General features: G+C 74.3%; 23 protein-coding genes. 9 read left to right on the top strand and 14 right to left on the bottom strand.

Annotated elements, in window-relative coordinates:
- Positions 1-27: 27 nt before the first annotated feature.
- From O7603_RS01570 to O7603_RS01560, 3 genes are all read right to left on the bottom strand, one after another.
- The gene (locus O7603_RS01570; protein ID WP_281573867.1) at positions 28-1,563 is read right to left on the bottom strand and encodes an aspartate aminotransferase family protein; all 1,536 of its coding nucleotides are present in this window, start codon (positions 1,561-1,563) and stop codon (positions 28-30) included.
- A 137-nt stretch (positions 1,564-1,700) separates the two neighbouring features.
- On the bottom strand, positions 1,701-2,546 hold the full coding sequence (locus O7603_RS01565) for a siderophore-interacting protein (protein WP_281573866.1): 846 nt from the start codon (positions 2,544-2,546) through the stop codon (positions 1,701-1,703).
- Positions 2,546-3,577: an ABC transporter substrate-binding protein gene (locus O7603_RS01560; RefSeq protein ID WP_281573865.1), complete on the bottom strand. Its 1,032-nt coding sequence runs from the start codon at positions 3,575-3,577 to the stop codon at positions 2,546-2,548. Before O7603_RS01560 ends, O7603_RS01565 begins: the two co-directional genes overlap by 1 nt.
- A gap of 121 nt (positions 3,578-3,698) precedes the next feature.
- Between O7603_RS01560 and O7603_RS01555 the strand changes: the two genes are divergently transcribed.
- The 5 genes from O7603_RS01555 to O7603_RS01535 all read left to right on the top strand — a co-directional run bounded on the left by O7603_RS01555 (position 3,699) and on the right by O7603_RS01535 (position 9,294).
- Complete coding sequence (locus O7603_RS01555) at positions 3,699-4,748, top strand: iron chelate uptake ABC transporter family permease subunit (RefSeq protein ID WP_281576573.1); 1,050 nt, start codon at positions 3,699-3,701, stop codon at positions 4,746-4,748.
- Positions 4,745-5,773: an iron chelate uptake ABC transporter family permease subunit gene (locus tag O7603_RS01550; protein ID WP_281573864.1), complete on the top strand. Its 1,029-nt coding sequence runs from the start codon at positions 4,745-4,747 to the stop codon at positions 5,771-5,773. The genes O7603_RS01555 and O7603_RS01550 overlap by 4 nt, the downstream gene beginning before the upstream one ends.
- A 62-nt stretch (positions 5,774-5,835) precedes the next feature.
- The gene (locus O7603_RS01545) at positions 5,836-6,624 is read left to right on the top strand and encodes an ABC transporter ATP-binding protein (protein WP_281576572.1); all 789 of its coding nucleotides are present in this window, start codon (positions 5,836-5,838) and stop codon (positions 6,622-6,624) included.
- A complete protein-coding gene (locus O7603_RS01540) occupies positions 6,621-8,711 on the top strand; it encodes a penicillin acylase family protein (RefSeq protein ID WP_281573863.1) in 2,091 nt (696 codons plus the stop codon). Before O7603_RS01545 ends, O7603_RS01540 begins: the two co-directional genes overlap by 4 nt.
- Entirely contained in the window at positions 8,701-9,294 is a 594-nt protein-coding gene (locus O7603_RS01535; protein WP_281573862.1) for a GNAT family N-acetyltransferase, read from the top strand. The genes O7603_RS01540 and O7603_RS01535 overlap by 11 nt, the downstream gene beginning before the upstream one ends.
- 179 nt (positions 9,295-9,473) lie before the next feature.
- Here O7603_RS01535 and O7603_RS01530 read toward each other — a convergent pair whose 3' ends face one another.
- From O7603_RS01530 to O7603_RS01480, 11 genes are all read right to left on the bottom strand, one after another.
- On the bottom strand, positions 9,474-10,736 hold the full coding sequence (locus tag O7603_RS01530; protein ID WP_281572460.1) for an ISL3 family transposase: 1,263 nt from the start codon (positions 10,734-10,736) through the stop codon (positions 9,474-9,476).
- A gap of 208 nt (positions 10,737-10,944) precedes the next feature.
- Entirely contained in the window at positions 10,945-11,811 is an 867-nt protein-coding gene (locus O7603_RS01525; protein WP_281573861.1) for a S1 family peptidase, read from the bottom strand.
- Between the two features lie 92 nt (positions 11,812-11,903).
- Entirely contained in the window at positions 11,904-12,743 is an 840-nt protein-coding gene (locus tag O7603_RS01520) for a metallophosphoesterase (RefSeq protein ID WP_281573860.1), read from the bottom strand.
- A gap of 6 nt (positions 12,744-12,749) precedes the next feature.
- The gene (locus tag O7603_RS01515; protein ID WP_281573859.1) at positions 12,750-13,322 is read right to left on the bottom strand and encodes a nucleosidase; all 573 of its coding nucleotides are present in this window, start codon (positions 13,320-13,322) and stop codon (positions 12,750-12,752) included.
- Positions 13,323-13,395: 73 nt separating this feature from the next.
- Complete coding sequence (locus O7603_RS01510; RefSeq protein ID WP_281573858.1) at positions 13,396-14,271, bottom strand: SMP-30/gluconolactonase/LRE family protein; 876 nt, start codon at positions 14,269-14,271, stop codon at positions 13,396-13,398.
- Positions 14,272-14,285: 14 nt separating this feature from the next.
- On the bottom strand, positions 14,286-15,338 hold the full coding sequence (locus tag O7603_RS01505; RefSeq protein ID WP_281573857.1) for a sugar kinase: 1,053 nt from the start codon (positions 15,336-15,338) through the stop codon (positions 14,286-14,288).
- The gene (locus tag O7603_RS01500) at positions 15,335-15,955 is read right to left on the bottom strand and encodes a bifunctional 4-hydroxy-2-oxoglutarate aldolase/2-dehydro-3-deoxy-phosphogluconate aldolase (RefSeq protein ID WP_281573856.1); all 621 of its coding nucleotides are present in this window, start codon (positions 15,953-15,955) and stop codon (positions 15,335-15,337) included. The genes O7603_RS01505 and O7603_RS01500 overlap by 4 nt, the downstream gene beginning before the upstream one ends.
- Positions 15,952-16,899 carry a hypothetical protein gene (locus tag O7603_RS01495; RefSeq protein WP_281573855.1) on the bottom strand — a complete coding sequence of 316 codons (948 nt, stop codon included), beginning with the start codon at positions 16,897-16,899 and terminating at the stop codon, positions 15,952-15,954. The genes O7603_RS01500 and O7603_RS01495 overlap by 4 nt, the downstream gene beginning before the upstream one ends.
- The gene (gene dgoD / locus O7603_RS01490; RefSeq protein ID WP_281573854.1) at positions 16,893-18,038 is read right to left on the bottom strand and encodes a galactonate dehydratase; all 1,146 of its coding nucleotides are present in this window, start codon (positions 18,036-18,038) and stop codon (positions 16,893-16,895) included. The genes O7603_RS01495 and dgoD overlap by 7 nt, the downstream gene beginning before the upstream one ends.
- A 52-nt stretch (positions 18,039-18,090) precedes the next feature.
- The gene (locus O7603_RS01485) at positions 18,091-18,807 is read right to left on the bottom strand and encodes an FCD domain-containing protein (RefSeq protein ID WP_281573853.1); all 717 of its coding nucleotides are present in this window, start codon (positions 18,805-18,807) and stop codon (positions 18,091-18,093) included.
- Positions 18,808-18,844: 37 nt separating this feature from the next.
- Entirely contained in the window at positions 18,845-19,603 is a 759-nt protein-coding gene (locus O7603_RS01480; RefSeq protein WP_281573852.1) for an SDR family NAD(P)-dependent oxidoreductase, read from the bottom strand.
- 144 nt (positions 19,604-19,747) lie between these two features.
- Here O7603_RS01480 and O7603_RS01475 point away from each other — a divergent pair, with 144 nt between their 5' ends.
- From O7603_RS01475 to O7603_RS01460, 4 genes are read left to right on the top strand one after another with little or no spacing between them, the layout of a single operon-like run.
- Positions 19,748-21,043 carry an extracellular solute-binding protein gene (locus O7603_RS01475; RefSeq protein WP_281573851.1) on the top strand — a complete coding sequence of 432 codons (1,296 nt, stop codon included), beginning with the start codon at positions 19,748-19,750 and terminating at the stop codon, positions 21,041-21,043.
- A 10-nt stretch (positions 21,044-21,053) separates the two neighbouring features.
- Positions 21,054-21,989 (top strand): sugar ABC transporter permease, encoded by a 936-nt coding sequence (locus O7603_RS01470; RefSeq protein WP_281573850.1) that lies wholly within the window; start codon positions 21,054-21,056, stop codon positions 21,987-21,989.
- Positions 21,986-22,810, top strand: coding sequence for a carbohydrate ABC transporter permease (locus O7603_RS01465; protein WP_281573849.1), 825 nt, complete (start codon positions 21,986-21,988; stop codon positions 22,808-22,810). The genes O7603_RS01470 and O7603_RS01465 overlap by 4 nt, the downstream gene beginning before the upstream one ends.
- 50 nt (positions 22,811-22,860) lie before the next feature.
- Positions 22,861-24,945 (top strand): alpha-galactosidase, encoded by a 2,085-nt coding sequence (locus O7603_RS01460; protein WP_281573848.1) that lies wholly within the window; start codon positions 22,861-22,863, stop codon positions 24,943-24,945.
- Positions 24,946-24,959: the final 14 nt, after the last annotated feature.

Below are 24,959 nucleotides of genomic sequence, written 5' to 3'. Positions count from 1 at the left end.
TCCAGGCGTGGGTTCGGGTTCACGGGGTCAGCCGACCTGGCAGCTGAGGTCGGCGGTGGTCCGCTCGTGCACGTACCGGCTCGCGTGCTCGGCGATGAGTTCCAGCACGTACCCGATGTCGTCGAGGGTGGTCTCGGGGTTGAGCAGGGTGAACTTGAGGAAGTGCCGGCCGTCCACGGTGGTCCCCGCGACCAGCGCCGCGCCGGAGGCGGCCAGCGCCTCCCGCGCGTGCAGGTTCGCGGCGTCGGCCAGGTCCCGACCGGGGCCGGTGGGCAGGTAGCGGAACACCACCGTGCTGAGCGGCGAGCGGGTCACCACCTCGAACCGGGGGTCCTCGCTGACCAGCTCCCAGGCGCCGGCCGCCCGGTCGACCACCTCGTCGAAGAGCGCGCCGACCGCGTCCGGGCCCATGACCCGCAGGGTGAGCCAGAGCTTGAGGGCGTCGAAGCGGCGGGTGGTCTGGAGGCTCTTGTCCACCTGGTTGGGAATCCGCTGCGCGACCATCCGGGCGGGGTTGAGGTAGTCGGCGTGGTAGGTGACGTACCGCAGCACCCGACGGTCCCGGACCAGCAGCGCGCTGGAGCTGACCGGCTGGAAGAAGGACTTGTGGTAGTCGACGGTCACCGAGTCGGCCCGCTCGATGCCGTCGAGCAGGTGCCGGCGGGTCGGCGAGACCAGCAGCCCGCAGCCGTACGCGGCGTCGACGTGCAGCCACACGCCGGCCGCGGCGGCCACGGCGGCGATCTCGAGCAGCGGGTCGATCGAGCCGAAGTCGGTGGTGCCGGCCGTGGCGACCACCGCCATCACCACCAGGCCCTCGCGCCGGCAGCGGGCGATCTCCCGCTGGACCGCGGCGGGCACCATGCGGCGCTGCGGGTCGGTCTCGACGGTCACCACGGCGTCCGGGGCGAGGCCGAGCAGCTTCGCCGACTTCTGCACGCTGAAGTGCCCGGCGGCGGAGGTGAGCACGCGCAGCCGGGGCAGCAGCTCGCGGCGGGCGTCCGCGGTCGGCGCCACCAGACACGCCTCCTCGCGGGCCAGCAGCAGCGCCTGCAGGTTGGACTGGCTGCCGCCGCTGGTGAAGATCCCGTCGGCGTCCGCGCCGAGGCCGATCCGCGCCGCGGTCCAGTCGATCAGGTGGCGTTCGACGAGCGTCGCTCCGGCGCTCTGGTCCCAGGTGTCCATCGAGGAGTTCACGGCGGTGAGCACCGCCTCGCCGAGCAGCGCAGGGATCACCACCGGGCAGTTCAGGTGGGCCAGATAGCGGGGGTGGTGGAACAGGACGGCGTCGCGCAGGTAGACGTCCTCCAGTTCGTCGAGGGCGGCGCCGGCGTCGCCGAGCGGCCGGTCCAGGTCGATACCGGCGATTCGCGGGGCCAGCGCGTCCGGGCTGACGCCGGTGAACGGGCGGTCCGCGATGGCCACCCGGCGGGCGACCCGGTCGACGCCGTCGGCGAGCGCGGCGCGGTACCGGGCGAGGTTGCCGCCGTGCAGCAGGTGGGCCCGGGCGGGCGATCCGGGTGATGCGGTGACGAGATCGGCGGTGTGTCCCGGCAGAGTCATGGGCAGGTCCTCCACGCTCGGTTGCGGAGTTTCGGGCAGCCGGAACCCGCCTCCGACGGTGCGGCGGCAGGACGGCGGGCGGGGTCGTGGCCGCGGTCAGGCGGCGGTCAGGCGGCGACGGTCGGGGCGGCGGCGGATCAGGCGGCGGCGGTGAGCGTTTCGGCGCGCAGGGTGTCCTCGGAGGCGCCCTGACGCCAGTAGCCGGAGAAGGTGACCCGTCGCCGGTCCAGGTCGCGCTCGGCGACCAGGTGCCGGCGGACGGCGCGGACGATGGAGGATTCGCCGGCGACCCAGGCGTACGGGGTGCCGGCGGGCAGCCGGGCGGCGCGGACCGCGTCGACCAGCAGGCGGCTGCCGGGCGGGGTGCTGCCCCGCACGAGCCAGCGGACCTCGGCCTGCGCCGCGGTGGACAGTTGTTGGATGTCGGCGGCGTCGGGCACCTCGATCCAGGCCCGGACGCGGGTGCCGGCGGGCAGCCAGTCGAGGATCCCGCCGACCGCGGGCAGCGCGGTCTCGTCCGCGGCGAGCAGGATCAGGCCGGTGTCGTCCGGCGGCCGGAAGCAGACGCTGCGGTTGTCGGCCGTGGTCGGGCCGAGCAGCACCACCTGGTCACCGGCACCGGCCCGGCCCGCCCAGCGGGAGGCCGGGCCGGTGTCGCCGTGGACGACGAAGTCGATGTCCACCTCGGCGTGCTCCGGGCGCTGCGCCCGGATGGTGTACGACCGCATGACCGCCCGGACCTCCGGGTCGAGCGCGCGGTACGCGCCGAACCAGTCCTCCCCGCCGTCCTGGGCGGGCAGCACCGGGGCGGGCTGCCCGGGGTGCGGCAGGAAGAGCGACACGCTCTGGTCCCGGCCGCCGCCGGCGAACCCGGCCAACTCCGCCCCGCCGAAGGTGACCCGGACGGTGCTGGCCCCGATCCGGGTCACGCCGACGACCCGCGCCGGGTAGAGGCGGTACTGCTGGGCGATGGGGGCGCCCATCAACTGACCTTCTTCGCGGCCCGGATCGCCGTGGCCAGGTTCTCCAGCAGCGGGGCCGCACCGGCGTACGAGAAGCGGGGCACCGCGTCCCACGGGGTGACCTGGTTGGCCTTCACCGCCGGGAGCTGCGCCCAGGTGGGCTTCGCGGCGAGGTCCTTGGGCTGCAACGCGGTGCTGCGGTTGTCGAGCAGGATCAGGTCCGCCGGGAACTTGCCGGTGTTCTCCCAGCTGAGCGCCTCGAAGTAGTCGCCGGATTCGAGCTTGGTGGGCACCACGATGTCCACGCCGAGTTCGGCGAAGTACATCAGGTCGGTGCTGACCTTCGGGTTGGAGACGTAGAACAGGTCGGGGCTGCCGGAGGAGGCCATGACCTTGATGCCGGGGTTCGCCTTCACCGCCTGCCGGACCGACTCGGCGGCCGCCTCGAAGCGGGCCTTCGCCTCGGTGACCTTCTTGGCCGACAGGTCCGCGCCGAGCGACTCGGCGAGCTGGGCGTACCGCTCGATCGGCTTGGTCATCGGCACCCGGGCCGTGGTGATCGCCACGCTGGGCGCGAGCGGGAGGATCTTGTTCTTGCTCTCGTCCGGCACGTACCAGAGGGCGCCCGGGTCGTACTGGTGCGTGACCAGCAGCTCCGGACGCAGGGCCGCGTACTTCTCGACGCTGAACTCGCCCCACACGTTCCCGAGGATCTCCACGCTCTCCACGTTGAGGTCGCCGGCCTGCGGGTCGACCGAGCCGTCGGCTCGCTTCGTCTCGCCGAAGACACCGACGAGCTGCTTGTCGAGTCCGAAATCGACCAGGGCCGCCGCCGTGCCGGTGAAGGCCACCACCCTGGTGGGCCGGCTGCCGGCGGAAACCTTCTCGTTGCGGTCGTCCGTGAACGACCAGGGACCACCGGTGCTGCCTCCGGCCGGCGCGGCAGCGTCGTCGCCGCCCCCACAGCCGGCCACCAGGGCGGCTAACGTGACGGCCCCACCAGCCAGCAGGCTGCGGCGGGAGAGGCGGCGGGCGGTGACGGGATCAAGCATGGTGACGTCTTTTCGGTCAGGGTCGGGTACGACCAATGGACAGCGGGGTTAGGTTAACCTAACCTAATTCGCTGTCAAGCCTGTCCGGCGTTTCCCCACATCGGAGCCCACACTGTCCGTCATCCAATCGGCACCCCTCGGTGACCGTGCTGCGGCGCCGCCCACGCCGAGCCCACCCCGACGTGGCCGCACCACGGCACGGGCCGTCGGCCTGGTCGCCGCGCTGCTGCTGCTCGCCGTCGTCGTCGTACTCAGCATCGCCGTGGGCGCGAAGCAACTCCCGCTCGCCGACGTCTGGTCGGGCCTGCGGGACCCCGACTCGGCCGAGTACGCGGTGGTGCACCAGATGCGGCTGCCCCGGACCCTGCTCGGCCTGCTCGCCGGCATGGCGCTCGGCCTGGCCGGCGCGGTGATGCAGGCGCTGACCCGCAACCCGCTCGCCGACCCCGGCCTGCTCGGCATCAACGCCGGCGCCTCCGCCGCGGTCGCCACCGCCGCCATCCTCGGCGTGACCGCCCTCGGCGGCTACGTCTGGTTCGCGCTGCTCGGCGCGGCCGTGGTCACCGCGCTCGTCTACGCGGTCGGCGGTGGACGCGGCGCCACCCCGGCCCGGCTCGCGCTGGCCGGCGCGGCGCTCAACGCCACGCTCTACTCGTACGTCAGCGCGGTGATGCTGCTCGACGCCGCCTCGCTGGACCGCCTCCGGTTCTGGACGGTCGGTTCGCTGGCCTCCGCCGACACCGCGACGGTCACCCGGGTGCTGCCGTTCCTGGCGGCCGGCCTGCTCGTCGCGCTGGCCACCGCGCGTCCCCTCAATGCGCTCGCCCTCGGCGACGACGCGGCCCGGTCGCTCGGCGCCCGCCCGGCGCTGATCCGGGCGGCCGTCATCGTGGCCGTCACCCTGCTCTGCGGCGCGAGCACCGCGGCCTGCGGACCGATCGTGTTCGTCGGGCTGCTCGTGCCGCATCTGGTGCGCGCGCTGACCGGGCCCGACCTGCGCTGGCTGCTGCCCTACTGCGCGGTGCTCGCGCCGGTGCTGCTGCTCGGTGCCGACGTGCTCGGCCGGGTGCTCGGTCGGCCCGGCGAGCTGCAGGTCGGGATGGTCACCGCGGTGCTCGGTGGGCCGCTCTTCCTGTGGCTGGTCACCCGGCGGAGGGTGGCACCGGCGTGATCGTCCTCCGTAGTCCCGGCGGGCTCTCGCTGCGGTTCCGCCCCCGCGCGCTGGCCGTCGGCGTCGGCTGCGCCCTGCTCGCCGCCGGCCTGGGCGTTCTGGCCGTGGCCGGCGGCGACTACCCGATGTCCCCGGCCGACGTGCTGCGCACCCTCGCCGGCGGCGGCACCCCGGCCGAGGAGTTCATCGTCCAGGAGCTGCGGCTGCCCCGGCTGGTCACCGCGCTGCTGGAGGGCGCGGCCCTGGCACTGGCCGGAGCCGTCTTCCAGTCCCTGGTCCGGAATCCGCTGGGCAGCCCCGACGTGCTCGGCTTCACCCAGGGCGCGGCCACCGGCGCGCTGGTGGTGGTCGTGCTCGGCGGCAGCAGTCTGGCGCTCTCCGGCGCGGCGGTGGCCAGCGGCCTCGCGACCGGCCTGCTGATCTACGCGATCGTCTGGCGCAACGGCGTACACGGCTACCGGCTGGTCCTGGTCGGCATCGGTGTCTCCGCCATCCTCACCGGGTTCAACGGCTACCTGCTCACCCGTGCCCCGCTGATGGACGCCGCCCGGGCGATGCTCTGGCTCACCGGCAGCCTGGACGGGCGAGGCTGGTCCGACGCGCTTCCGCTGCTCACGGTGCTCGCGATACTCACACCGGTGGTGCTGCTCGGCTGCGGTCCGGCCCTGCGGATGATGGAGATGGGCGACGACACGGCGAGCGCGCTGGGCGTCCCGGTGCGGCGGCTACGCCTGGTGCTGCTCGCCGCGGCCGTGCTCCTGGTGTCGTTCGCGGCGGCCGCCGCGGGGCCGGTGTCGTTCGTGGCGCTGACCGCGCCGCACCTGGCCCGGAGACTCACCCGCTCGCCCGGGCCGAACCTGCTGCCCTCGATGTGCCTGGGCGCGACACTCCTGGTCGGAGCCGACCTGTTGGCGCAGCGCGCGTTCACCGGGCACCAGCTGCCGGTCGGCGCGGTCACCGGCGCCATCGGCGGGGCGTACCTGGTCTGGCTGCTGGCGGTGGAACGAAGGGCGGGGCGGATATGAGCGCCCGCGACGAGAACGGAGAACCGATGGAGACCGGCACGACGCGGCTGCGCGGCACCGGGATGACCCTGGCCTACGACCGGCGCACCATCGCCGAGGAGCTGACGGTCGACGTTCCCGATCGGTCGTTCACGGTGGTCATCGGCCCGAACGCCTGCGGCAAGTCCACCCTGCTGCGCGCGCTGTCCCGGATGCTCCGGCCGACCGCCGGAGCGGTGCTGCTGGACGGCGAGGACATCCACCGCCGGTCGGCCCGTCAGGTGGCCCGGACCCTCGGCCTGCTGCCACAGTCCTCGATCGCCCCGGACGGCATCACGGTCGCCGAACTGGTCGGCCGGGGCCGGTACCCGCACCAGGGGCTGCTGCGGCAGTGGTCGCGCGACGACGAGCGGGTGGTGCAGGAGTCGATGGCGGCCACCGGCGTGGCGGACCTCGCCGACCGGCCGGTGGACGAACTCTCCGGGGGCCAGCGGCAACGGGTGTGGATCGCCATGGCGCTGGCCCAGCAGACCCCGCTGCTGCTGCTCGACGAGCCGACCACCTACCTGGACATCGCCCACCAGATCGAGATCCTCGACCTCTGCGCCCGGCTGCACGAGGAGCAGGGCCGCACGCTGGTCGCGGTGCTGCACGACCTCAACCACGCCGCCCGCTACGCCACCCACCTGATCGCGATGCGTGACGGACGCGTGGTCGCCGCCGGCCCGCCCGGTGAGGTGGTGACCGCGGACCTGGTGGCGGAGGTCTTCGGGCTGCCCTGCCGGGTGATCGACGACCCGGAGACCGGCACACCGCTCGTCGTCCCGGCCGCCCGCCGCCGGGCCGGCGCTCTCGCGCCGGAGCCGGCATGACCGCCCGGGTGTTCCGGGACGCGTGGGGCATCCCGCACCTGCGCGCCACCGACTCGCGGGCGCTCGCCGTCGCCCAGGGCCGGGTCACCGCGTACGACCGGGCCTGGCAGATCGAGGTGGAACGGCACCGGGCCGGGGGCACGAGCGCGTCCTTCCTCGGCGCCGAGGCGCTCGGCTGGGACCGGTTCGCCCGGCAGGCCCGACTCGACGACACCGCGCACCGCTGCTTCGCCGCCCTGGACCCGGAGACCACCGACTGGGTGCGCGGCTATGTGGAGGGCGTCAACGAGGGCCTGGCCACCGGGGCCGCCCGGTCACCCGAGTTCGCCGCGGTCGGGCTGACGCCCGGCCGGTGGGAGCCCTGGACACCGTTGGCGGTGTGGCTGGCCCACCACATCCTCTTCGCGGGTTTTCCCACGAAGCTCTGGCGCGAGCACGTCACGCACCGGCTCGGCGAGGCGGCGGCCAACCTCTTCGCCGCCGACGCGCCGTCCACCGCCGGCAGCAACGGCTGGCTGCTGGCCGGCGACCGGACCGCGACCGGCGCCGCGCTGCTCGCGGGCGACCCGCACCGGTTCATCGAGGACCCGGGGGTGTACCAGCAGATCCGGCTGGCCTGCCCGGAGTACGACGTGGTCGGTCTGGCCGTGCCGGGCGTGCCGGGCGTCGCCCACTTCGGACACACCGGCGGGGTGGCGTGGGCCATCACCAACGCGATGGCCGACTACCAGGACCTCTACGTCGAGCGCCTGCGGCGCCGGGGCGAGGCCGTGGAGGCGTACGGCCCGGACGGCTGGCGGCCCGCCGCCGTGCACACGGAGACCGTCGAGGTCGCCGGGGCGGACGCGGTCGAGGTGGAGGTGATCGAGACCGCCCGGGGCCCGGTGGTCGCCGGCGGGCCGGACGACGCGCCGGCCGTCAGCCTCCGCTACCCGCCCCGGGTGCTGGCCGACCTCGGCTTCGCCACGCTGCCGGCGCTGCTGCGCGCCCGCACCGTCGACGACGTGGACGCGGCGGTCGACCGCTGGATCGAGCCGGTCAACGTGCTGCAGGCGGCGGACACCGCGGGCGGGCTGCTGCACCGCGTCGCCGGCGCGGTGCCGGTGCGGCACCCGGCGAACCGGTTGCGGGTGGTGCCGGCGTGGGCGCCGGAGCACGCCTGGCAGGGCTGGTACGCGCCGCTGCCCCCCGCCGAGGTCGACGGCTGCGCGGTGATGGCGAACGAGCGGGGGCTGGCGTCGCCACTGGGCGTCGAGTTCGCCCCGCCGTACCGGGCGGACCGGATCCGCGACCTGATCGACAGCGGCCGGGACTGGACGGCCGACCGGATGCCGGCCGTGCACACCGACACGTACCTGGGCTCGGCCGAGCCGCTGCTCACCCGACTGGCCGGCCTCACCGGGCTCGAGCCGGCGGCCGCGGCGCTGCGCGACCGGCTGGTGCGCTGGGACCGCCGGATGGCCGCCGACAGCACCGACGCCACCGCGTTCGCCCTGTTCCGGGCGGCCCTGGTGCGCCGGCTGGCCGCGCACCCGGCGCTGGCCCCGCTCGCCGATCCGCCGCCGTACCCCGAGGTGTTCCAGCCCTGGCTCGCCCTGGTCCCGCGGGTCGCCTACGCCGTGCCGGCGCTGCTGGGCAGTTCCCTGCTGCCCGGCGTCGACCCGGACGCGCTGCTGCGCGCGGCCGTCGAGGAGGTGGCGGCGGGCCCGGCCGATCCGGGCGGCACGGCCGGGGACGCCGGGCGGGGCGGGCCGCCGCGGTGGGGCGAGCTGCACCGGCTCACGCCGTGGCAGGCGTTGCCGCACCCGCACGCCGGCCCGGTACCCGAACTCGCCGGCGACCACGACTGCGTGCTCGCCACGTCCAGCATCCCCGGTGTCACCCACGACTGCCTGCGCGGGCCGGCGGCGCGTTTCGTGTGGGACCTCGCCGACCGGGCGGGCAGCCGCTGGGTGGTGCCGTTCGGCGCGTCCGGGGTGCCCGGCGACGCCCACCACGAGGACCAGCTACCGTCCTGGCTGGCCGGCGACCTGCTGCCGGTGACCACCGACTGGGACCAGCTGACCGAGGAGCGAGATGACCGCTGACCGGAACACCGCCCCTCCACTCCCCGCGTCCGGCCCGCACCACCACGACCGGGAGGTGCCCGGGTTCGGTCGGGTCACCATCCGGCCGGTGGTTCCGGACCGGGACGCCGAGCTGCTGCACGGTTGGGTGACCCAGGAGCGGGCCCGGTTCTGGGGGATGCGGGACGCCAGCCGGGAGCGGGTCCGGGAGCTCTACGCGTACGTGGACTCGCTGGACACGCACCACGCCTACCTGGCGCACCGGGACGGGCGGCCGGTGGCGCTGCTGCAGACGTACGAGCCGGCGGCCGACCCGGTCGGCGAGTGCTACCCGGTCCAGCCAGGTGACTTCGGCCTGCACCTGCTGATCGGCCCGCCGGCCCGGACCGAGCCCGGGTTCACCGGCGCGCTGCTCGGGGCGCTGCTCGACTTCCTGTGGGCCGAGCCGAGGCGGCAGCGGCTGGTGGTCGAGCCCGACGCGCGCAACGACCGGGCCATCGCCCGGTTCGTCCGTGCCGGCTTCCGGCCCGGGCCGCTGATCGACCTCCCGGAGAAGCGGGCCCGGCTGCTCTTCCTGGACCGGGTGCCGGCCGACGCCCGCTGAGGCGACGTCGGGTGGTTGACCCCGGTGCCGCCCGCCGCCGCCCGGCCGGACCACCGCTCGCCCCGGCCGTGACGTGGCGGGCGGCGGCAAGCAGGGTGGCGGTCCCCGGTCCATGCCTCGACGAGGGTTATGCCTCTGCGTCATAAAAATGGCTCTTGTGATTGATGTGTGGGTCGGGGTCATGGTCGGGGTAGTTCGGGTCGGTGGCCGCCGAGGCTGAGCATGGCCAGGGCGATGAGGGCTTCGGCTGAGTGGAAGCCGAAGGCCATCCGGGTGATCAGGCGGATCTTGGTGTTGACCGACTCGATCCGGCCGTTGGACAGGCCGTGTTCGATGGCGGCGATGATCTGGTCGCGGTGTCGCGTGACGCGTCGTTGCAGGTCGACGAAGACGTCGATGCGGCTGCGTCGGGCCCATCCGATCCACCGGTCGAGGGCTTCGACCGCCGTGGTCGGGCTGGTCCTGGCCAGGGTGAACACCAGCCGTAGGCCCTCTTTCAACGCCCAGGCCCGGTGCAGGCGGGGATGGGTCTTGGCGATCCAGGCGAGTTTGGCCTGCTGGGCGTCGGTGAGGTTGTCGGGGTTCTTCCACAACGCCCAGCGGGTGTTCTTCAGCTCTCGGGCCTCGCCGGTGGCGACACCGCGGCGGCCGGCTCCTCGCCCGGTGGTCTCGTTCCATGCCTGACGGCGAACCCGGTCAACGGCGTCGGTGGCCCAGGCCACCACGTGGAACGGGTCGGCGCAGCGGACCGCGTTCGGGCACCTGCGCCGCACGACCGTCGTGATCCAGTCCGCGCCGTCGGCCGACACGTGCGTGATCTTCGCGGCCCGCTCGGGACCGAGCAGGTCGAAGAACGCCTGTAACGTGGTGGCGCTTCTACCCGGCGCCGCCCACACCAACCGGCCGCTGTCATGGTCCACGACCACGGTCAGATACCGGTGCCCCTTCTTGTAGCTGACCTCGTCGATCCCGATACGACGCAACCCGTCATACCGGTCCTCAAGGCCACCGGTATCGGCCCATACCCGGGCCACGATCGACCCCACCGTGCGCCAACCGACCCGCATCAGCTGCGACACCGCCGACTTCGCCGTGTGCACCGCCAACCACGCCACCGTCGCGTCGAACGCCCGTGTGTGCCCCGCCCCGTGACGCGCCCACGGCACCGCCGCCACGACCACCCCATGCACCCGACAGGACACCCGAGGCGCGTCCGCCTCGATCACCGCCCGCACCGTCCCGAGATCCAACGCCCGCCACCGACGACGCACCCCAGCGTCATAACGGGCACACCGCCGCCGGCAATACGGACACCGCCGCGACGCGCCCTTACGCACCCGCACCCGAGCCACCACCACCGACTCGTCCGGATCGAACTCCACACCCTCCACCACCGCCTGCTCGACCCCGAGCAGCCCAGCCCATACCCTGGCAGAACGCACGCCGTTCTCCCGCCCATCCAGTTCTGACCTCGACAAGCCAGAACCTAGGCAGGACAACGGCGTGCGCCATCAAGGACGCGCCCAACCACCCACAAACACGTCACAAGAGCCATAAAAATGCCGCAGAGGCATAACCCGCACGCGCGGCATCGCCGCGCGCCCACGGGCGCGGTGTAACCCGCGGGCGCTCGCTGGCCGGGGCCGCGGGTCAGGGGATGGTCAGGCCGTACGCCGCCAGGATCTCCTGGATCGGCTGGTAGTAGGTGGTGCCGCCGCTGGTGCAGTTGCCGCTGCCGCCGGAGAGGATGCCGACGATGCGGCCGGTGGCGGCGACGTAGAGCGGTCCGCCGCTGTCGCCCGGCTCGGCGCAGATGTTGGTGCGGATCAGCCCGGACACCGAGCCCTGGGCGTAGTTGACGGTCTGGTTCAGCCCGGTGACGGTGCCGCAGCGCACGCCGGTGGTCGACCCGCTGCGGCAGACCGCCAGACCGACGTACGCGCTGGCGGTGCCGTTGATGGTGAGCAGGCCCGGGTAGGTGTAGACCGCGCTGGGGCGAGGGGTCGTGCCGGTGTAGCGCACCACTCCGTAGTCGTTGCCGGGGAAGCTGCTGCCGGTCCGGGTGCCGAGCACCGTGGTCTGTCCACTGTCGGCGTACCAGGTGGCGGCGAGGCTGGTGCAGTGGCCGGCGGTGACGAAGTAGGACGTGGCGCCGCTGCGGACGTTCGCACCGAGGGAGCAGCGTCCGCCGCCGCCGTAGACGGCCTGCCCGCCGGCGATCAGGGTGCGCAGCTGTCCGGGCTCGCGACGCAGCTCGGCGCCGGCCCGGGTGGCGGCCTCGCGCAGCGTGGCGAGGTCGCGCCCGGTCACGGTGTCGTCGACGGTGAGGGTCATCCGGCCGGTGGCCGGGTCGAGCCCCCAGGCGGTGCCGGCGGTGTGCACCTCGGCGAGCACCGCGGCCGCGCGGGCCGGGTGGGGGCGGGCCTGGGCGGCCGCGTCGGGGTGGGCCTGGGCGGCCGCGGGGGCGCCGAGCAGGAGCGCGGCCAGGACGAGGGCGACGAGCGGGAGACGGCGCATCCGGTCCTCCGATTCAATCGGTGGCGGTCGATGTCCTTCTCAGCATCCGCCGGTCCGGCACGGGGTTCAAGCCCCGCCGGCACACCGCGCGTTCACGCCCCGCCGGACGGCGCCGCGGGAAGGATCACCCGGGGCACCGCCGGCGCGCCGCGCCGCCGCCACTCCCGCGGGTAGCCGAGCGACACCTCCTCGAACCGGACCCCGTCGTACCACGTCGTGCGCGGGATGTGCAGGTGTCCGTAGACCACCGCCGCGGCCCGGAAGCGCCGGTGCCAGTCGGCCGTCCGCACGGTGCCGCACCACTGCGCGAACTCCGGGTACCGCAGCACGTCGGTCGGCTCGCGGACCAGCGGGAAGTGGTTGACCAGCACCGTGGAGCGGGTCGGGTCGACGGCCGCCAGCCGGCGCTCGGTCACCGTCAGCCGGGCGGCGCACCACGCGTCCCGGCTCGGGTACGGGTCGGGGTGCAGCAGCATCTCGTCGGTGCAGACCACCCCCACGTCGTACGCCCGGCGCAGCGACTCCGCCTTGGTCGACGTGCCCGGGGCGCGGAACGAGTAGTCGTAGAGCACGAAGAGCGGGGCGACGGTGACCGGGCCGCCCGGGCCGGACCAGACCGGGTAGTCGTCCTCGGGAGTGCACACGCCCAGCTCCCGGCACATCGCCACCAGCTCCCGGTAGCGCGCCTCGCCGCGCAGCGGGACCGGGTCGTCGCGCGGCGTCCACAGCTCGTGGTTGCCGGGCGCCCAGACCACCGTGGCGAACCGGTCGCGCAGCTGGGCCAGGGTGGACCGCACGTCCGCGAACCGCTCCGCCACGTCGCCGGCCACGATCAGCCAGTCCTCGTCGGAGCCGGGGCGCAGCCCGTCGACGACCGCGCGGTTCTCCGCGTACCCGACGTGCAGGTCGCTGACGGCGAGCAGCCGGCCCATCACGGCTCAGCCGAACTCGGCCCGGACCCAGTCGGCGAGGTCCCGCGCGCAGTCGTCGACCGCGTCCCGCCAGGCCCGGTCCGCGCCCTCGCCCGCCTCGTCACTGACCCGCTTGACCAGCCGGCACGGCACCCCGGCCCGGGCGGCGGCCCAGGCCACCGCGTACCCCTCCATGTCGACCAGGTCCGCCCGGCGGGCCAGCCGGGCCCGGGCGTCCTCGTCGGCGATGAACGCGTCACCGGTGGCCAGCACCGGGGTCTGCGTGCCGAGGGTCAGCGGCGCGCCGTACGTCTGCCCGGTGAGCGTGCGCAGCAGCTCGGTGTCGAGGTCGTGTTGGAGCACCGTGCCGATCTCGTGGATGCCCGCCCAGCCCGGACGCAGCGCCCCGGCGGTGCCGAGGTTGAGCACCAGGCTCGGCTTCGGGCCGACGGCCAGCACCTCCGCCAGCGCGGCGGCGGCGTTGACCTTGCCCATGCCGGTCAACAGCACCGGAAGGCCGCCGTCCAGGTGGGCCGCCTCCTCCTCGACGGCCAGCACGACCAGTGGCGCGTCGGCCCGGATCTCTCCCCGAAGAATCACGCCGGCATCGTACGGGCCGACCCGCGCACCTGGCCTGGGTGGTGGGTCACCGGCCCGTCACCCGGACACCGGCTCACGCCGGGACCGGCGCGGCGGGACGCCCGGGGACCGGCACGTCCAGCGCGAGCAGCGCGCCGTCGAGCGGCCCGGGGTCGGCCAGCCCGTACGCGGCAGTCGTCACGAAGAGCCGGCGCAGGCCCGGGCCGCCCAGGCAGACGCTGGTCGGCTGGACCGCCGGCAGCGGGATCTCCCGGTCGAGCGTGCCGTCCGGCCGGTAGCGGCGCACCGCGGAGCCACCCCAGAGCGCCACCCAGAGGTGGTCGGTCGCGTCCACGGTCATCCCGTCCGGAGCGCCGTCCACCGCCGGGCGCAGGCGCAGGAACGGCTCCCGGCCGCTCAGCTCGCCAGTGCGGGCGTCCACGGTGAACCGGTCGACGTGCCCGCGCGGGGTGTCGGCCAGGTACATGGTGGTGCCGGCGCCGTCGAACGCCGGGCCGTTGGCGATGGTCAGCCCGGTCACCACGGCGACCGGAGCGGCGCCCGGATCCATCCGGTAGAGCGAGCCGCCCCCGGGCACCCCGGCGTACGTCATGCTGCCGGCCCAGAATCGGCCGTGCGGGTCGGCCACCGCGTCGTTCATCCGGGCCGGCTCCGGCCGGCCGCCCTCCAGGTCGGCGACCGGCCGGTACGCGCCGTCCCCGCCGAGTCGGGCGACCCCGGTGCTGGCGGCGACGAGCCACTCCCCCGGCCGCCCCGCGACCGGCGCCACCGCGCCGAGCGGCACGTCCAGCCGGCCCAGCTCGTCCAGTGGACCGGGACCGTCACCGCCGGTGGCCAGCAGCCGGCCGGCGAGCAGGTCGACCAGGACGAGGCGCTCGTCCACCCAGCGGGCGCCCTCGCCCAACTCCAGGCGGTCCGCGCTCCACGGCGTCGGGTCGGTCAGCTCCATCTCTCCTCCTGGGGTCAGCGCAGCGCGGTGCCTGGCTCGTGGTCGAGCAGGGGCAGCTCGGCCCGGTCGGGCAGGCCCTCCCAGTCGCCCCGGGTGGCGACGGTGAAGGCGGCGGTGGTCACCGCCCGGTCCAGCCGCCCGGCCGCGTCCGCGCCGTCGAGCAGCGCGGAGAGCCACCCGGCGACGAAGGCGTCGCCGGCCCCGATCGTCTCGACCACCGGCACCCGGCGGGCCGGCCGGTGCAGGGTGCCGCCCTCGTGGTGGCTGGTCGCCCCGTCGCCCCCGCGCTTGACCACCACCTCGTCCACGCCGGCGGCGCGCAGTGCGGCGACCGGGTCGTCGGCGTCGGTGAGCACGGGCAGTTCGTCGTCGGAGGCGACCACCACGTCGACCGCGGGCAGCAGCGGACGCAGCGCCTCGGCGGCCTCGGCCACCGACCAGAGCCGGCTGCGGTGGTTGACGTCGAGGCAGACCGTCGCACCGGCGGCGTGGGCCCGCTCCACGGCCACGCGCACGGCGGCGTACGGGCCGGCGCCGAGTGCGCAGGTGATGCCGGTGACGTGCAGCACCCGGGGCGACACCGCGTCGAACGCCCGGATCACGTCGGCCGGGGCCAGCCGGGAGCCGGCCGAGCCGGCCCGGTAGTAGGTGACCCGGTTGAGGTCGGCGACCCGGGGCTCGAACAGGATCAGCCCGGTGGGCGCCCCCGGCTCCACCCGCGACCAGGTCAGGTCGACGCCCTCGGCGCGCAGGGTCCGGCGGACCAGCGCGCCCGGCTCGTCGGCCCCGGTGACGCCGATCCAGCCGGCCCGGTGACCGAGCCGGGCCAGCCCGATGGCCACGGTGGACTCGGCACCGGCGATCGAGACGCCGGCGGTGCCACCGAGCCGCAGCGCGCCGGTGGTCCGGAAGGCGGCCATCGTCTCGCCGAGAGTGAGCACGTCGATGGGCGCCGGGCCGACGGGCGGGTCGGCGGCCGGCGCGGCGCCGCGCGGAAGCCCGCGGGTCGGCGCGTCGGCGGCGGGGGCACCGCCGCGCGGAAGCCCGCCGGTCGGCGCGTCGGTCACTGCCGGACCGCCGACAGGAAGGCGGCCGCCCGCTCGCGCAGGGCGGCCGGGTCGCCGCCCCGGACCGAGTCACCGAGCAGCGGCGACCCGACGCCGACGGCGATCGCCCCACGGTCCAGGTAGCGCCGCGCGCCCTCGGCGTCCACCCCGCCGACCGGCACGAACGGCGTGTCGGGGAACGGGTCGCGCAACGCGCCGAGGTAGTCCGGGCCGCCGAGCGACGCTGGGAAGAGCTTGACCGCGGCGGCGCCGGCGGCCCGCGCGCGGACGACCTCGGTCGGGGTCAGGGCGCCGGCCAGCACCGGCAGCCCGAGCCGGGCCGCCTCGTCCAGACTGTCGGCGAGGGCCGGGGTGACCAGGAAGGTCGCGCCCGCCTCGGCGGCCGCCCGGGCGTCCTCGACGGTGAGCACGGTGCCCGCGCCGAGGGCGAAGTCCGCCCCGAGCGCGGCCCGGGCCCGGCGCAGCGTGCCGAGGGCGTCCGCGCCGGTCAGCGACACCTCGATCAGCGCGACCCCGCTGTCAGCCAGGGTGAGCACCGCGGCCAGCGCCGCCTCCGGGTCCGGGCCGCGCACGATGGCGAGCAGCCGATGGGTACGCAGGGCGTCGGTCAGGTTCATCGATGTCCTTCGGTTCGGTGGGCGGAGACGGTCAGCCGCCAGGCGACCTCTCCGGTGGAGGGCACCACCGCCGCGTCCGCCGGACCGGCGTCGGCCAGGCCGAACGCGGCGCCGAGCATCGGCTCCACCCCGACGCTGCGGTACGGGCGGGGCTCGGGCCAGCCGCGCAGGTTGCGCCAGAGGGCGGTGGCCACGGGCTGGCCGGCGCACTCCAGTTCGAGTGTCAGCACGTCCGGCCCGTCCACCACCCGGACCCGGGGGCAGTCCACCAGGACCGCGCCGACGGCGGTGCCGTCGTCGGGGCCGAGCGCGTCCAGTGCCAGACCGGCGGGAGCGGGCCAGTCGCCGGTCAGCCAGGGCCGGCCGGTGGGCCACGCGCCGGGCGGCAGTAGCACGGCGGCCTCCGGGTGGAGCCGGGTCGGGGTTCCGGCCGGGGCCTCGAGCCGGGCCGCCGGTGAGAGGTCGAGCAGGGCGTGGGCGGCCCACACGAAGCGGTAGCCCGGATCGGCGGCGAGCCGGTAGTCGGCGGTCACCACGCCGGAGCCGTCGCGCAGCCGGCGGGTGAGGGTGAACTCCGGACGCTCGATGACAGCGACACCCGAGCCGGCCCCACGCCATGGCCGCGACCAGACCTCGCCGTGGTCGGGGCGGCCCCGCACGGTCGGGAGGCACTCCTCCAGCCCCCCGGCGTCCACGAACGCCGCGTCCGGTCGGACGTCGGCCCGGCCGGGCTCCGGGCCCCGCCAGAGCCACTCCCGGCCGCCGCCGGCGAGGCTGGTCCAGCGCCCGCCGAGCGCGGGGTCGGCGGCGACCCGCAGCGGCACCGGCCGCTCGGCGCCGTGCGCGTCGTCGGCGCCGCGGGACTCGTCCGCCGGCGCGGATCGGGTGGCCGGCGCCGCACCGGCGACGGCGCGGTCCGGACCGGGACCGGCGGGGGTCACCATTCGGCGAACGAGCCGTCGGGGTGCCGCCAGACCGGGTTGCGCCAGGCGTGCGGGCTCTTCGCGGCCTTGCGTACGGCGGCCTCGTCGACGCTGATCCCGAGGCCGGGCCCGTCGAACCGGACGATGTGGCCGTCGACGAACCGGAACGGCTCCGTGTCGACCACGTAGTCCAGCAACTCGGAGTCCTCGTTGTAGTGGATGCCGATGCTCTGTTCCTGGATCAGGAAGTTCGGCGTCGCGAAGGCCACCTGGAGGCTGGCCGCGAGGGCGATCGGGCCGAGCGGGCAGTGCGGGGCGAGCAGCGCGCCGTACGTCTCGGCGAGCGCCGCGATGCGCCGCACCTCGGAGATGCCCCCGGCGTGTGACAGGTCCGGCTGGACCACCGCCACCCCGGCCTGCAGCGGGGCGAGGAACTCCGACCGCCCGTAGAGACGTTCCCCGGTGGCCACCGGCACGGGCGAGGCGGCGACGACGTCACGCAGGTGGTGGGCCTGGTCCGGCAGGACCGGTTCCTCCACGAAGAACGGCCGCAGCGGGGCCAACTCGGGCAGGATGCGGCGGACCGCGGCGAGCCCGGCCCGACCGTGGAAGTCGAGCGCGATGTCCCGGTCGTCGCCGAGCACGGCCCTGGCCGCGGCGACCCGGCCGACGACCGCGTCGATCTCGGCCGGCGTGGGGATCGGCGAGAGCCGGCCGCAGGCGTTCATCTTCAGCCCGGTCAGCCCCGCGGCGACCTGCGCCTCAGCGGCGTCGGCGATCTCGCCGGGCTCGTCCCCGCCGATCCAGGAGTAGATCCGGACCCGGTCCCGCACCGGACCGCCGAGCAGGGCGTGCACCGGCACCCCGTACGCCTGGCCGGCGATGTCCCACAGCGCCTGGTCCAGACCGGCCACGGCGCTGGAGAGCACCGGCCCGCCCCGGTAGAACCCACCCTTGGTGAGCACCTGCCAGTGCTGCTCGACGCGGAGCGGATCCTCGCCGACGAGGTACTCGGCGAGCACCTCGACCGCGGCGCGGACGACCTCGGCGCGCCCCTCCACCACCGGTTCGCCCCAGCCGACCAGCCCGGTGTCGGTCTCGACCCGGCAGAACAGCCACCGCGGCGGGACCAGGAAGGTCTCGATCCGCTCGATCTTCACCGGTGGAACCTCTCGTTCGCGACTGCGGGGCTCGCAAGCTCACTCCTCGCGCTCACCGGTTGCCACCCCGCTGTTCGCGGACCTTCTCCACGTCCCGTACCGCCTTCGCCAGCAGTTCGCGCATCGCCGTCTCGGCCGCGCCCTCGTCGCCCGCCCGGATCGCGTCGACCACCGCCCGGTGGCTCGGCACCGGGTCGTCGTGGCCGTCGCCGTGGCCGTGCACCAGCCGGTCGCGCTCAGCGAGGCCGGTCTCCATCACCACCTCCATCCGGACCAGCAGCTCGTTGTGGGTGGCGGCGAGCAGCGCGCGGTGGAACGCGAGGTCGGCCGCGACCGCGGCGGCCGGGTCGGCGTGCGCGCCCGCCATGTCGGCCAGCGCCGCGTCGAGCACGGCGAGATCGTCCACGGCGGCTCGGGCGGCGGCCAGCCGCGCCGCGGCGGGCTCGATGATCGCGCGGACCTCCTGGAGCTTGTCCAGCAGCATCGGATCGGTGCCGTCGGCGAACTGCCAGCGGATCACGTCGCCGTCGAGCAGGTTCCAGTCCGCCCGCGGGCGGACGAACGTGCCGCGCTTCTGCCGCGCGTCGACGATGCCCTTGGCGGTGAGGACCTTCAGCGCCTCCCGCAGCGCGGTGAGGCTGACGTCCAGCTCCTCCTGCAGGGCGGCGAGGTTCAGGGTGGCGCCCTCGGCGATCTCCCCGCTGAGGATGCGGCGGGCGATCACCTCGACGGTCTGTCCGTGGACGCCGCGGCCTGCGTACTGTGCCAAGTCTCTTCGTGCCTTCTCGCTCGTCGGTCTCGATCTCTCAGGCTGAGGCTTTCACCGCGGTCCAACCGCCGTCCACCACCAGGCTGGTGCCGGTGACGTACGCGGCGTCCGGCGAGGCGAGGAACGCCACCACGGCGGCCACCTCCTCCGGTGTGCCGAACCGCTTGGCGACCGTCTCCGCGACGCTGCGGAGCCGGTCCTCCTCGCCGATGCCGTCCCAGGCGCCGGTCAGGATCGGGCCGGGCAGCACGCTGTTGACCCGCACCGCCGGCCCGTACTCGACGGCCAGTTGGCGGCCGAGCGCGACGAGCGCGCCCTTGGCCGCGGCGTACGCCGGCCGGCCGGGAAGCCCGACCAGGGCGTGCACCGACGACACCAGCACCACGGCGCCGGACCGGGCGACCAGGTCGTCCAGGCAGGCCCGGACGCCGAGGAACGCCCCGGTGAGGCTCACCCCGAGCTGGTGGTCCCAGGACGCCCGGGTGGTCCGGTGCGCCGGCGCCACCTCCACCGCGTAGGCGTTGCTGACCAGGATGTCCACCGGGCCGAGCCCGGCGCGCACCTCGGCCACCGCAGCCGCCCAGGCCGCCTCGTCGGACACGTCGGCCACTACGGACAGTGCCCGGCCACCGGCGGCGGTCACCTCCTCGGCCAACGGGGTGCAGTCGCGGACGTCGAGCAGCGCGACCCGGGCGCCCTCGGCGGCGAGCCGGCGGGCCGTTGCCGCGCCGATACCCCCGTACGCGCCCGTGACCAGTGCTGTTCTACCGTCCAACCGACGCGGGTCCGGACTCATCAACACCCCACAGGCAGCCGTTTAACCATTAATTACGAATACATCTTGACAGTCAGGCGAGCCGGATGCAACCTTCTGGTCACATCGTTCACACCACCGACACACAGCCACGTTACGCAGCGTGTCGATAGGAAGGGACCCCCCGTGACCGACTTCGACCCCGGCCGACGCCGGCTCCTCGGCCACCTCGGACTCGCCGGCCTGGGCGTGCTCGGCGCCGGCCCGCTGCTGTCCGCCTGTGCCAGCTCCGCCAGCGGGCCGGCCGGCGGCGGCGCCTCCGGCACCGTGACCCTCCAGTCCAACCTCTCGTCGCCGCAGGCCAAGACGGCGATCGAGACGCTGATCGACAGCTTCAACAAGCAGGGCAAGGGCACCGCGTCGGTCAACACGATCGCCTCGGAGACCTTCCGCACCCAGCTGCCGACCTACCTGACCTCCGCTAACCCGCCGGACCTCTACACCTGGTACGCGGGCTCGGTCGCCAACGACTACGCCAGCAAGGGCCTGCTGCTCGACGTCTCCGACGTCTGGCAGGGGCTCGGCGAGTTCCCGCAGTCGCTGAAGACCCTCTCCACCGACGCCTCCGGCAAGCAGGTCTTCGTGCCGCAGACCAACTACTGGTGGGGCTTCTTCTACCGCAAGAGCAACTTCGCCAAGTGGGGCGTCCAGGAGCCGAAGACCTGGGCCGAGTTCCTGACCCTCTGCGAGACCATCAAGGGCAAGGGCGTCCCGCCGATCGGCATCGGCCTCGGCGACACCCCCTGGGTCGCCTCGGCCTGGTTCGACTACCTGAACATCCGGATCAACGGGGCGCCGTTCCACCGCGAACTGCTGGCGGGCAAGCAGCGCTTCGACGACCCGAGGGTCAAGGCGGTCTTCACCCGCTGGCGCGAGGCGCTGCCGTACTTCGACCCGAAGGGCAAGGCGTACCCGTTCCAGGAGGCGACCACCGCGCTGCTCGCCGGCAAGACGGGCATGTTCCTGATCGGCACGTTCTTCGCCGACGCCGCTCCGAAGGACGCCCTGGGCGACCTGGACTTCTTCCGGTTCCCGATCATCGACCCGGCCGTCCCGGTGGCCGAGGAGGCCCCGACCGACGGCTTCTTCGCCAGCGCCAAGACGAAGAACACGGCCGGCACCAAGGCGCTGCTCACCTACCTCGCCTCCGTCGAGGCGCAGGAGGAGTACGTGAAGTCCAGCTCCGGGATCGTGCTGCCGGTCCACTCGAAGGCCAAGACCTCCGACTCACCGCTGGTGAGCAAGGGCAAGGCGATGCTGGCGAGCGCCGCGGAGCTGACCCAGTTCTTCAACCGCGACTCCAGCGACGCGCTCCAGCCCACCGCGGACACGGCGCTGACCAAGTTCATCGACAATCCCGACCAGATCGACGCGATCCTGCGCGAGTGGCAGGCCGGGGCCGAGAAGGTATTCAAGGGCTGACGTGACAGACGTGGCAACCAAGGCCGACGCATCCCGGGCGACCGCGCCCGGGATGGCCGGCACACCCCGGCGGCGGCGACGGTCGGCTCGACTGTCGCCGCTGCTGGCGGCGTTCGTGCTGGTGCCCTTCGCGGTCGAGAGCATCTGGGTGTTCTGGCCGGCGCTCCAGGGCTTCTGGTTCTCGCTGACCCGCTGGGACGGCCAGACGCCGCCGCAGTTCGTCGGCGTCGACAACTACGTGGAGTTGGCCGGCGACGCCACCTTCCGCGGCGCCCTGGTCAACACGGTCATCTGGCTGGTGCTGTTCGGCGGGCTCTCCGTCGTCGGCGGCTTCGGGATGGCGCTGCTGCTGCAGAAGGACCGCCGGTGGGTCGGCTTCTACCGGGCGGCGCTCTTCACCCCGGTGGTCTTCTCGCTGGTGGTGACCGCGCTGGTCTGGCGGGTCTTCTACCAGCCCGACGGGCTGGCCGACTCGATCCTGCGCGCGGTCGGGCTGGAGCAACTCATCCGGCCGTGGCTCGCCGACCCGGAGACCGCGCTCTACGCGGTGATCCTGCCCGCGCTGTGGCGGCAGATCGGCTACGTGATGGTGCTCTTCCTCGCCGGCCTCAAGGCAATCGACCCGGCGCTGCACGAGGCCGCCCGGATGGACGGGGCGAACGCGTGGCAGCGGCTCTGGTACGTCACCGTGCCCCAGCTCAAGGGCGTCAACGCGGTCGTGCTGTCGGTCATCGTGATCGACTCGCTGCGCTCGTTCGACATCGTCTGGTCCCTGACCCGGGGCGGCCCCTACCACTCGTCCGAGCTGCTCAGCACGTACATGTACTCGGCCGCCTTCCAGAGCCTTCGGCTGGGGTACGCCTCCGCGATCGCCGTGGTGATCTTCGTGCTCGCGTTGGCGGTCATCCTCGGCTACCTCGTCCGTGCGTTCCGGGAGGAAGCGTGATCCGCAAGCTCCGTACCGGGGTGTTCCACACCGGCATGACCCTGCTGTCGCTGCTCTGGCTCGGGCCGGTGCTCTGGGTGATCGTGATGTCCACCCGTAGCTTCGACGACATCGCCGCCAACGGGGTGGGCAGCCTGCCGCACTCGTTCACGCTCGACACGTACCGCCAGGCGTGGACGGACGGCGGCGAACTGCAGGCTCTGATCAACAGCATGCTGGTGACGATCCCGTCGGTGGCGCTGAGCCTGCTGCTGGCGGCGCTGGCGGCGTTCGCGCTCAGCCGCTACCGGATCCCCGGCCGGCGGACCATCCTGCTGCTGATGCTCGCCGGCAACCTGCTGCCGCCGCAGATCCTGCTCATCCCGGTGCAGAAGTTCAGCGAGCTGACCGGCCTGTACGACACGCTGTGGGCGCTGATCGCGGTGCAGGTCGGCTTCGGGCTGGGCTTCTACACCTTCGTCCTGCACGGCTTCATGCGCGACCTGCCCAACGAGATCCAGGAGGCGGCGACCATCGACGGCGCCGGCCCGGCCCAGATCTTCGCCCGGGTGATGCTGCCGCTCACCCGCCCGGCCCTGGCCGCGCTCGGTGCGCTCTCCTTCACCTGGATCTTCAACGATCTGCTCTGGTCCATCACCGTGCTGCGCACCGACGACAAGATGCCGGTCACCCCGGCGCTGCTCGCGCTCCAGGGCCAGTTCGTCTCGTCGTGGAGCGTGATCGCCGCCGGCACGGTGATCGCCGCGGTCCCGACGGTGGCGGTCTTCCTGCGATTCCAGCGGCACTTCGTCTCCGGCCTGGCGATCGGGGCGGTCAAGTGAGCGCGCGGAGCGAGGCGGTCCTGCGAGCCGTCCCGACCGAGGGAGACGCCATGACTTCGGCAGCCCGGCGCTGGACGCTGCGCGGCGCGCACACCGAGTACGCCGTGACGCTGCCGGCGCACGAACGCTGGCTGGAACTGGACGCGTGGGGTCCGCACGGGGTCGGCGACGGCCCCTCCCCGGTGGCGTACGACGGCCCGGTGCCGTTCCTCACCGCCGGCGACGCCGCGCCGGTCGAGTACGCCACCGACGCCGACCGGCCGTTCACCGGCGCGGACCTGGTGGTGGAGACCACGACCGGGCATCGGCGGGTGGCCTTCGGCTTCGTCGAGGCCGCCCACGATCCGGCCGCGGGCACGCTCGCGGTCACCTTCGCCGACCCGGTCACCGGGCTGCGTGCCGTGCTGCGGTACGCGGTGCCGGCCGGCACCGACGTCGTACGCCGGTGGGTCGAGCTGACCAACGACGGCGCGGAGTCGCTGCGGCTGGTGCGCGCCGGCTCGGCCGGCTTCTGCGTCCCGACGCCGCACGGCGCGCTGCTCAGCCACCAGTGGGGGCAGTGGTCGCAGGAGTTCCAACTCGACCACGTCGACCTCGGCCACGGCGCCTTCACCATCGGTAGCAACCAGGGCGTCCCCGGCCACCTGCACGTGCCGTGGCTGGCGGTCCGCGACCGCGCCGAGCCGGACGGACCCACCTGGGGCGTCTCGGTGGCCTGGACCGGCTCCTGGGAGATCATCGCGGAGCGGGACACCGGCGGGCTCACCCGGGTCCGGGCCGGACGGCGACTCGCGGACGGCCCGCTGGAGCTGCCGGCCGGCGGTGAACTGACCCTGCCGGAGGTGGCCGGGGCGTACAGCGCGCAGGGGCTCGGCGGGCTGGCGCGGGTGTGGCACCACTACCAGCGGACGCTCGCCGGTGACCGGCTGACGCCGCGGCCGGTGCTCTACAACTCCTGGGAGGCGACCTACTTCGACGTGGACGCGGCCAGCCAGCTCGCGCTGGCCCGGATCGCTGCCGACCTCGGGGTGGAGACGTTCGTGGTGGACGACGGCTGGTTCCTCGGCCGCGTCGACGACACCACCGGCCTCGGTGACTGGACGCCCGACCCGGCCGGCTTCCCGGACGGCTTCGACGCGTTCATCGCGGACGTGCGCGCGCTGGGGCTGCGCTTCGGGCTCTGGGTGGAGCCGGAGTGCGTCAGCCCCCGCTCCCGGCTCTACGCGGCGCATCCCGACTGGGTGTACGCCGTGGACGGCCGGCCGCTGACCCCGATCCGCAACCAGTACCTGCTGGACCTGGGCCGGCCGGAGGTCGCCCAGTTCGTCCACGGCACGATTGACGGCCTGCTGCGCCGGTACGACATCGGCTACCTGAAGTGGGACTTCAACCGGCCGCGTACCGAACCGGGCCGGGCCGGCGCGGACCGGCCGGTCGACCTGGACGGCGCGCACGTGACCAACCTGCACCGGATCTACGAGCGGCTGCGCCGGGACCACCCGGACGTGCTGATCGAGTCCTGCGCGGGTGGTGGCGCGCGCACCGACCTGGCGATGGCCGCCCGGGCCGACATCTTCTGGCCCAGTGACAACACGGCCCCGCTGGACCGGCTGGCCATCCAGCACGGCTTCCTGCACGCCAATGCCCCGCACCTGCTCAGCTCCTGGGTGACCGACGCGCCCGGGATCTTCGACCCGCGACCGCGCTCGCTGGCGTTCCGGTTCGTCCTGGCGATGGCCGGCGTGCTCGGCGTCGGCGCGGACATCCGGCACTGGACGCCGGAGCAGCGGGCCGAGGCCGCCGGCTGGATCGCCCGGTACAAGGAGATCCGCGAGGTGGTCACGCACGGGGAGGTGCACCTGATCGGCGGGCCCGACCAGGCCCGCTGCGCGGTGCAGTACACCTCCCCCGACCGGCGCACCGTGGTCGTCCTGGCCTGGCACACCGGCCGGTCGGACGGCCCCGGGCAGCTGCCGTCCCGCCCGGTCCGGCTGCCGCTGCGCGGCCTCGAGCCGGACGGGACGTACCGGCACGACGACCGGCACTACTCCGGCAGCCACCTCACCGCGGTCGGGCTGCCGGTCCAGTGGACGCAGGACCACGACGCCGACCTCGTGGTCCTGCACCGCGAATAGCCACCGTCGCCCCG

Origin of the sequence: Micromonospora sp. WMMD812, from assembly GCF_027497215.1 — a bacterium.
Classification (GTDB): Bacteria; Actinomycetota; Actinomycetes; order Mycobacteriales; family Micromonosporaceae; genus Micromonospora.
Note: the sequence above shows the minus strand (reverse complement) of the source record. Positions and strands in the feature narration are given on the sequence as shown.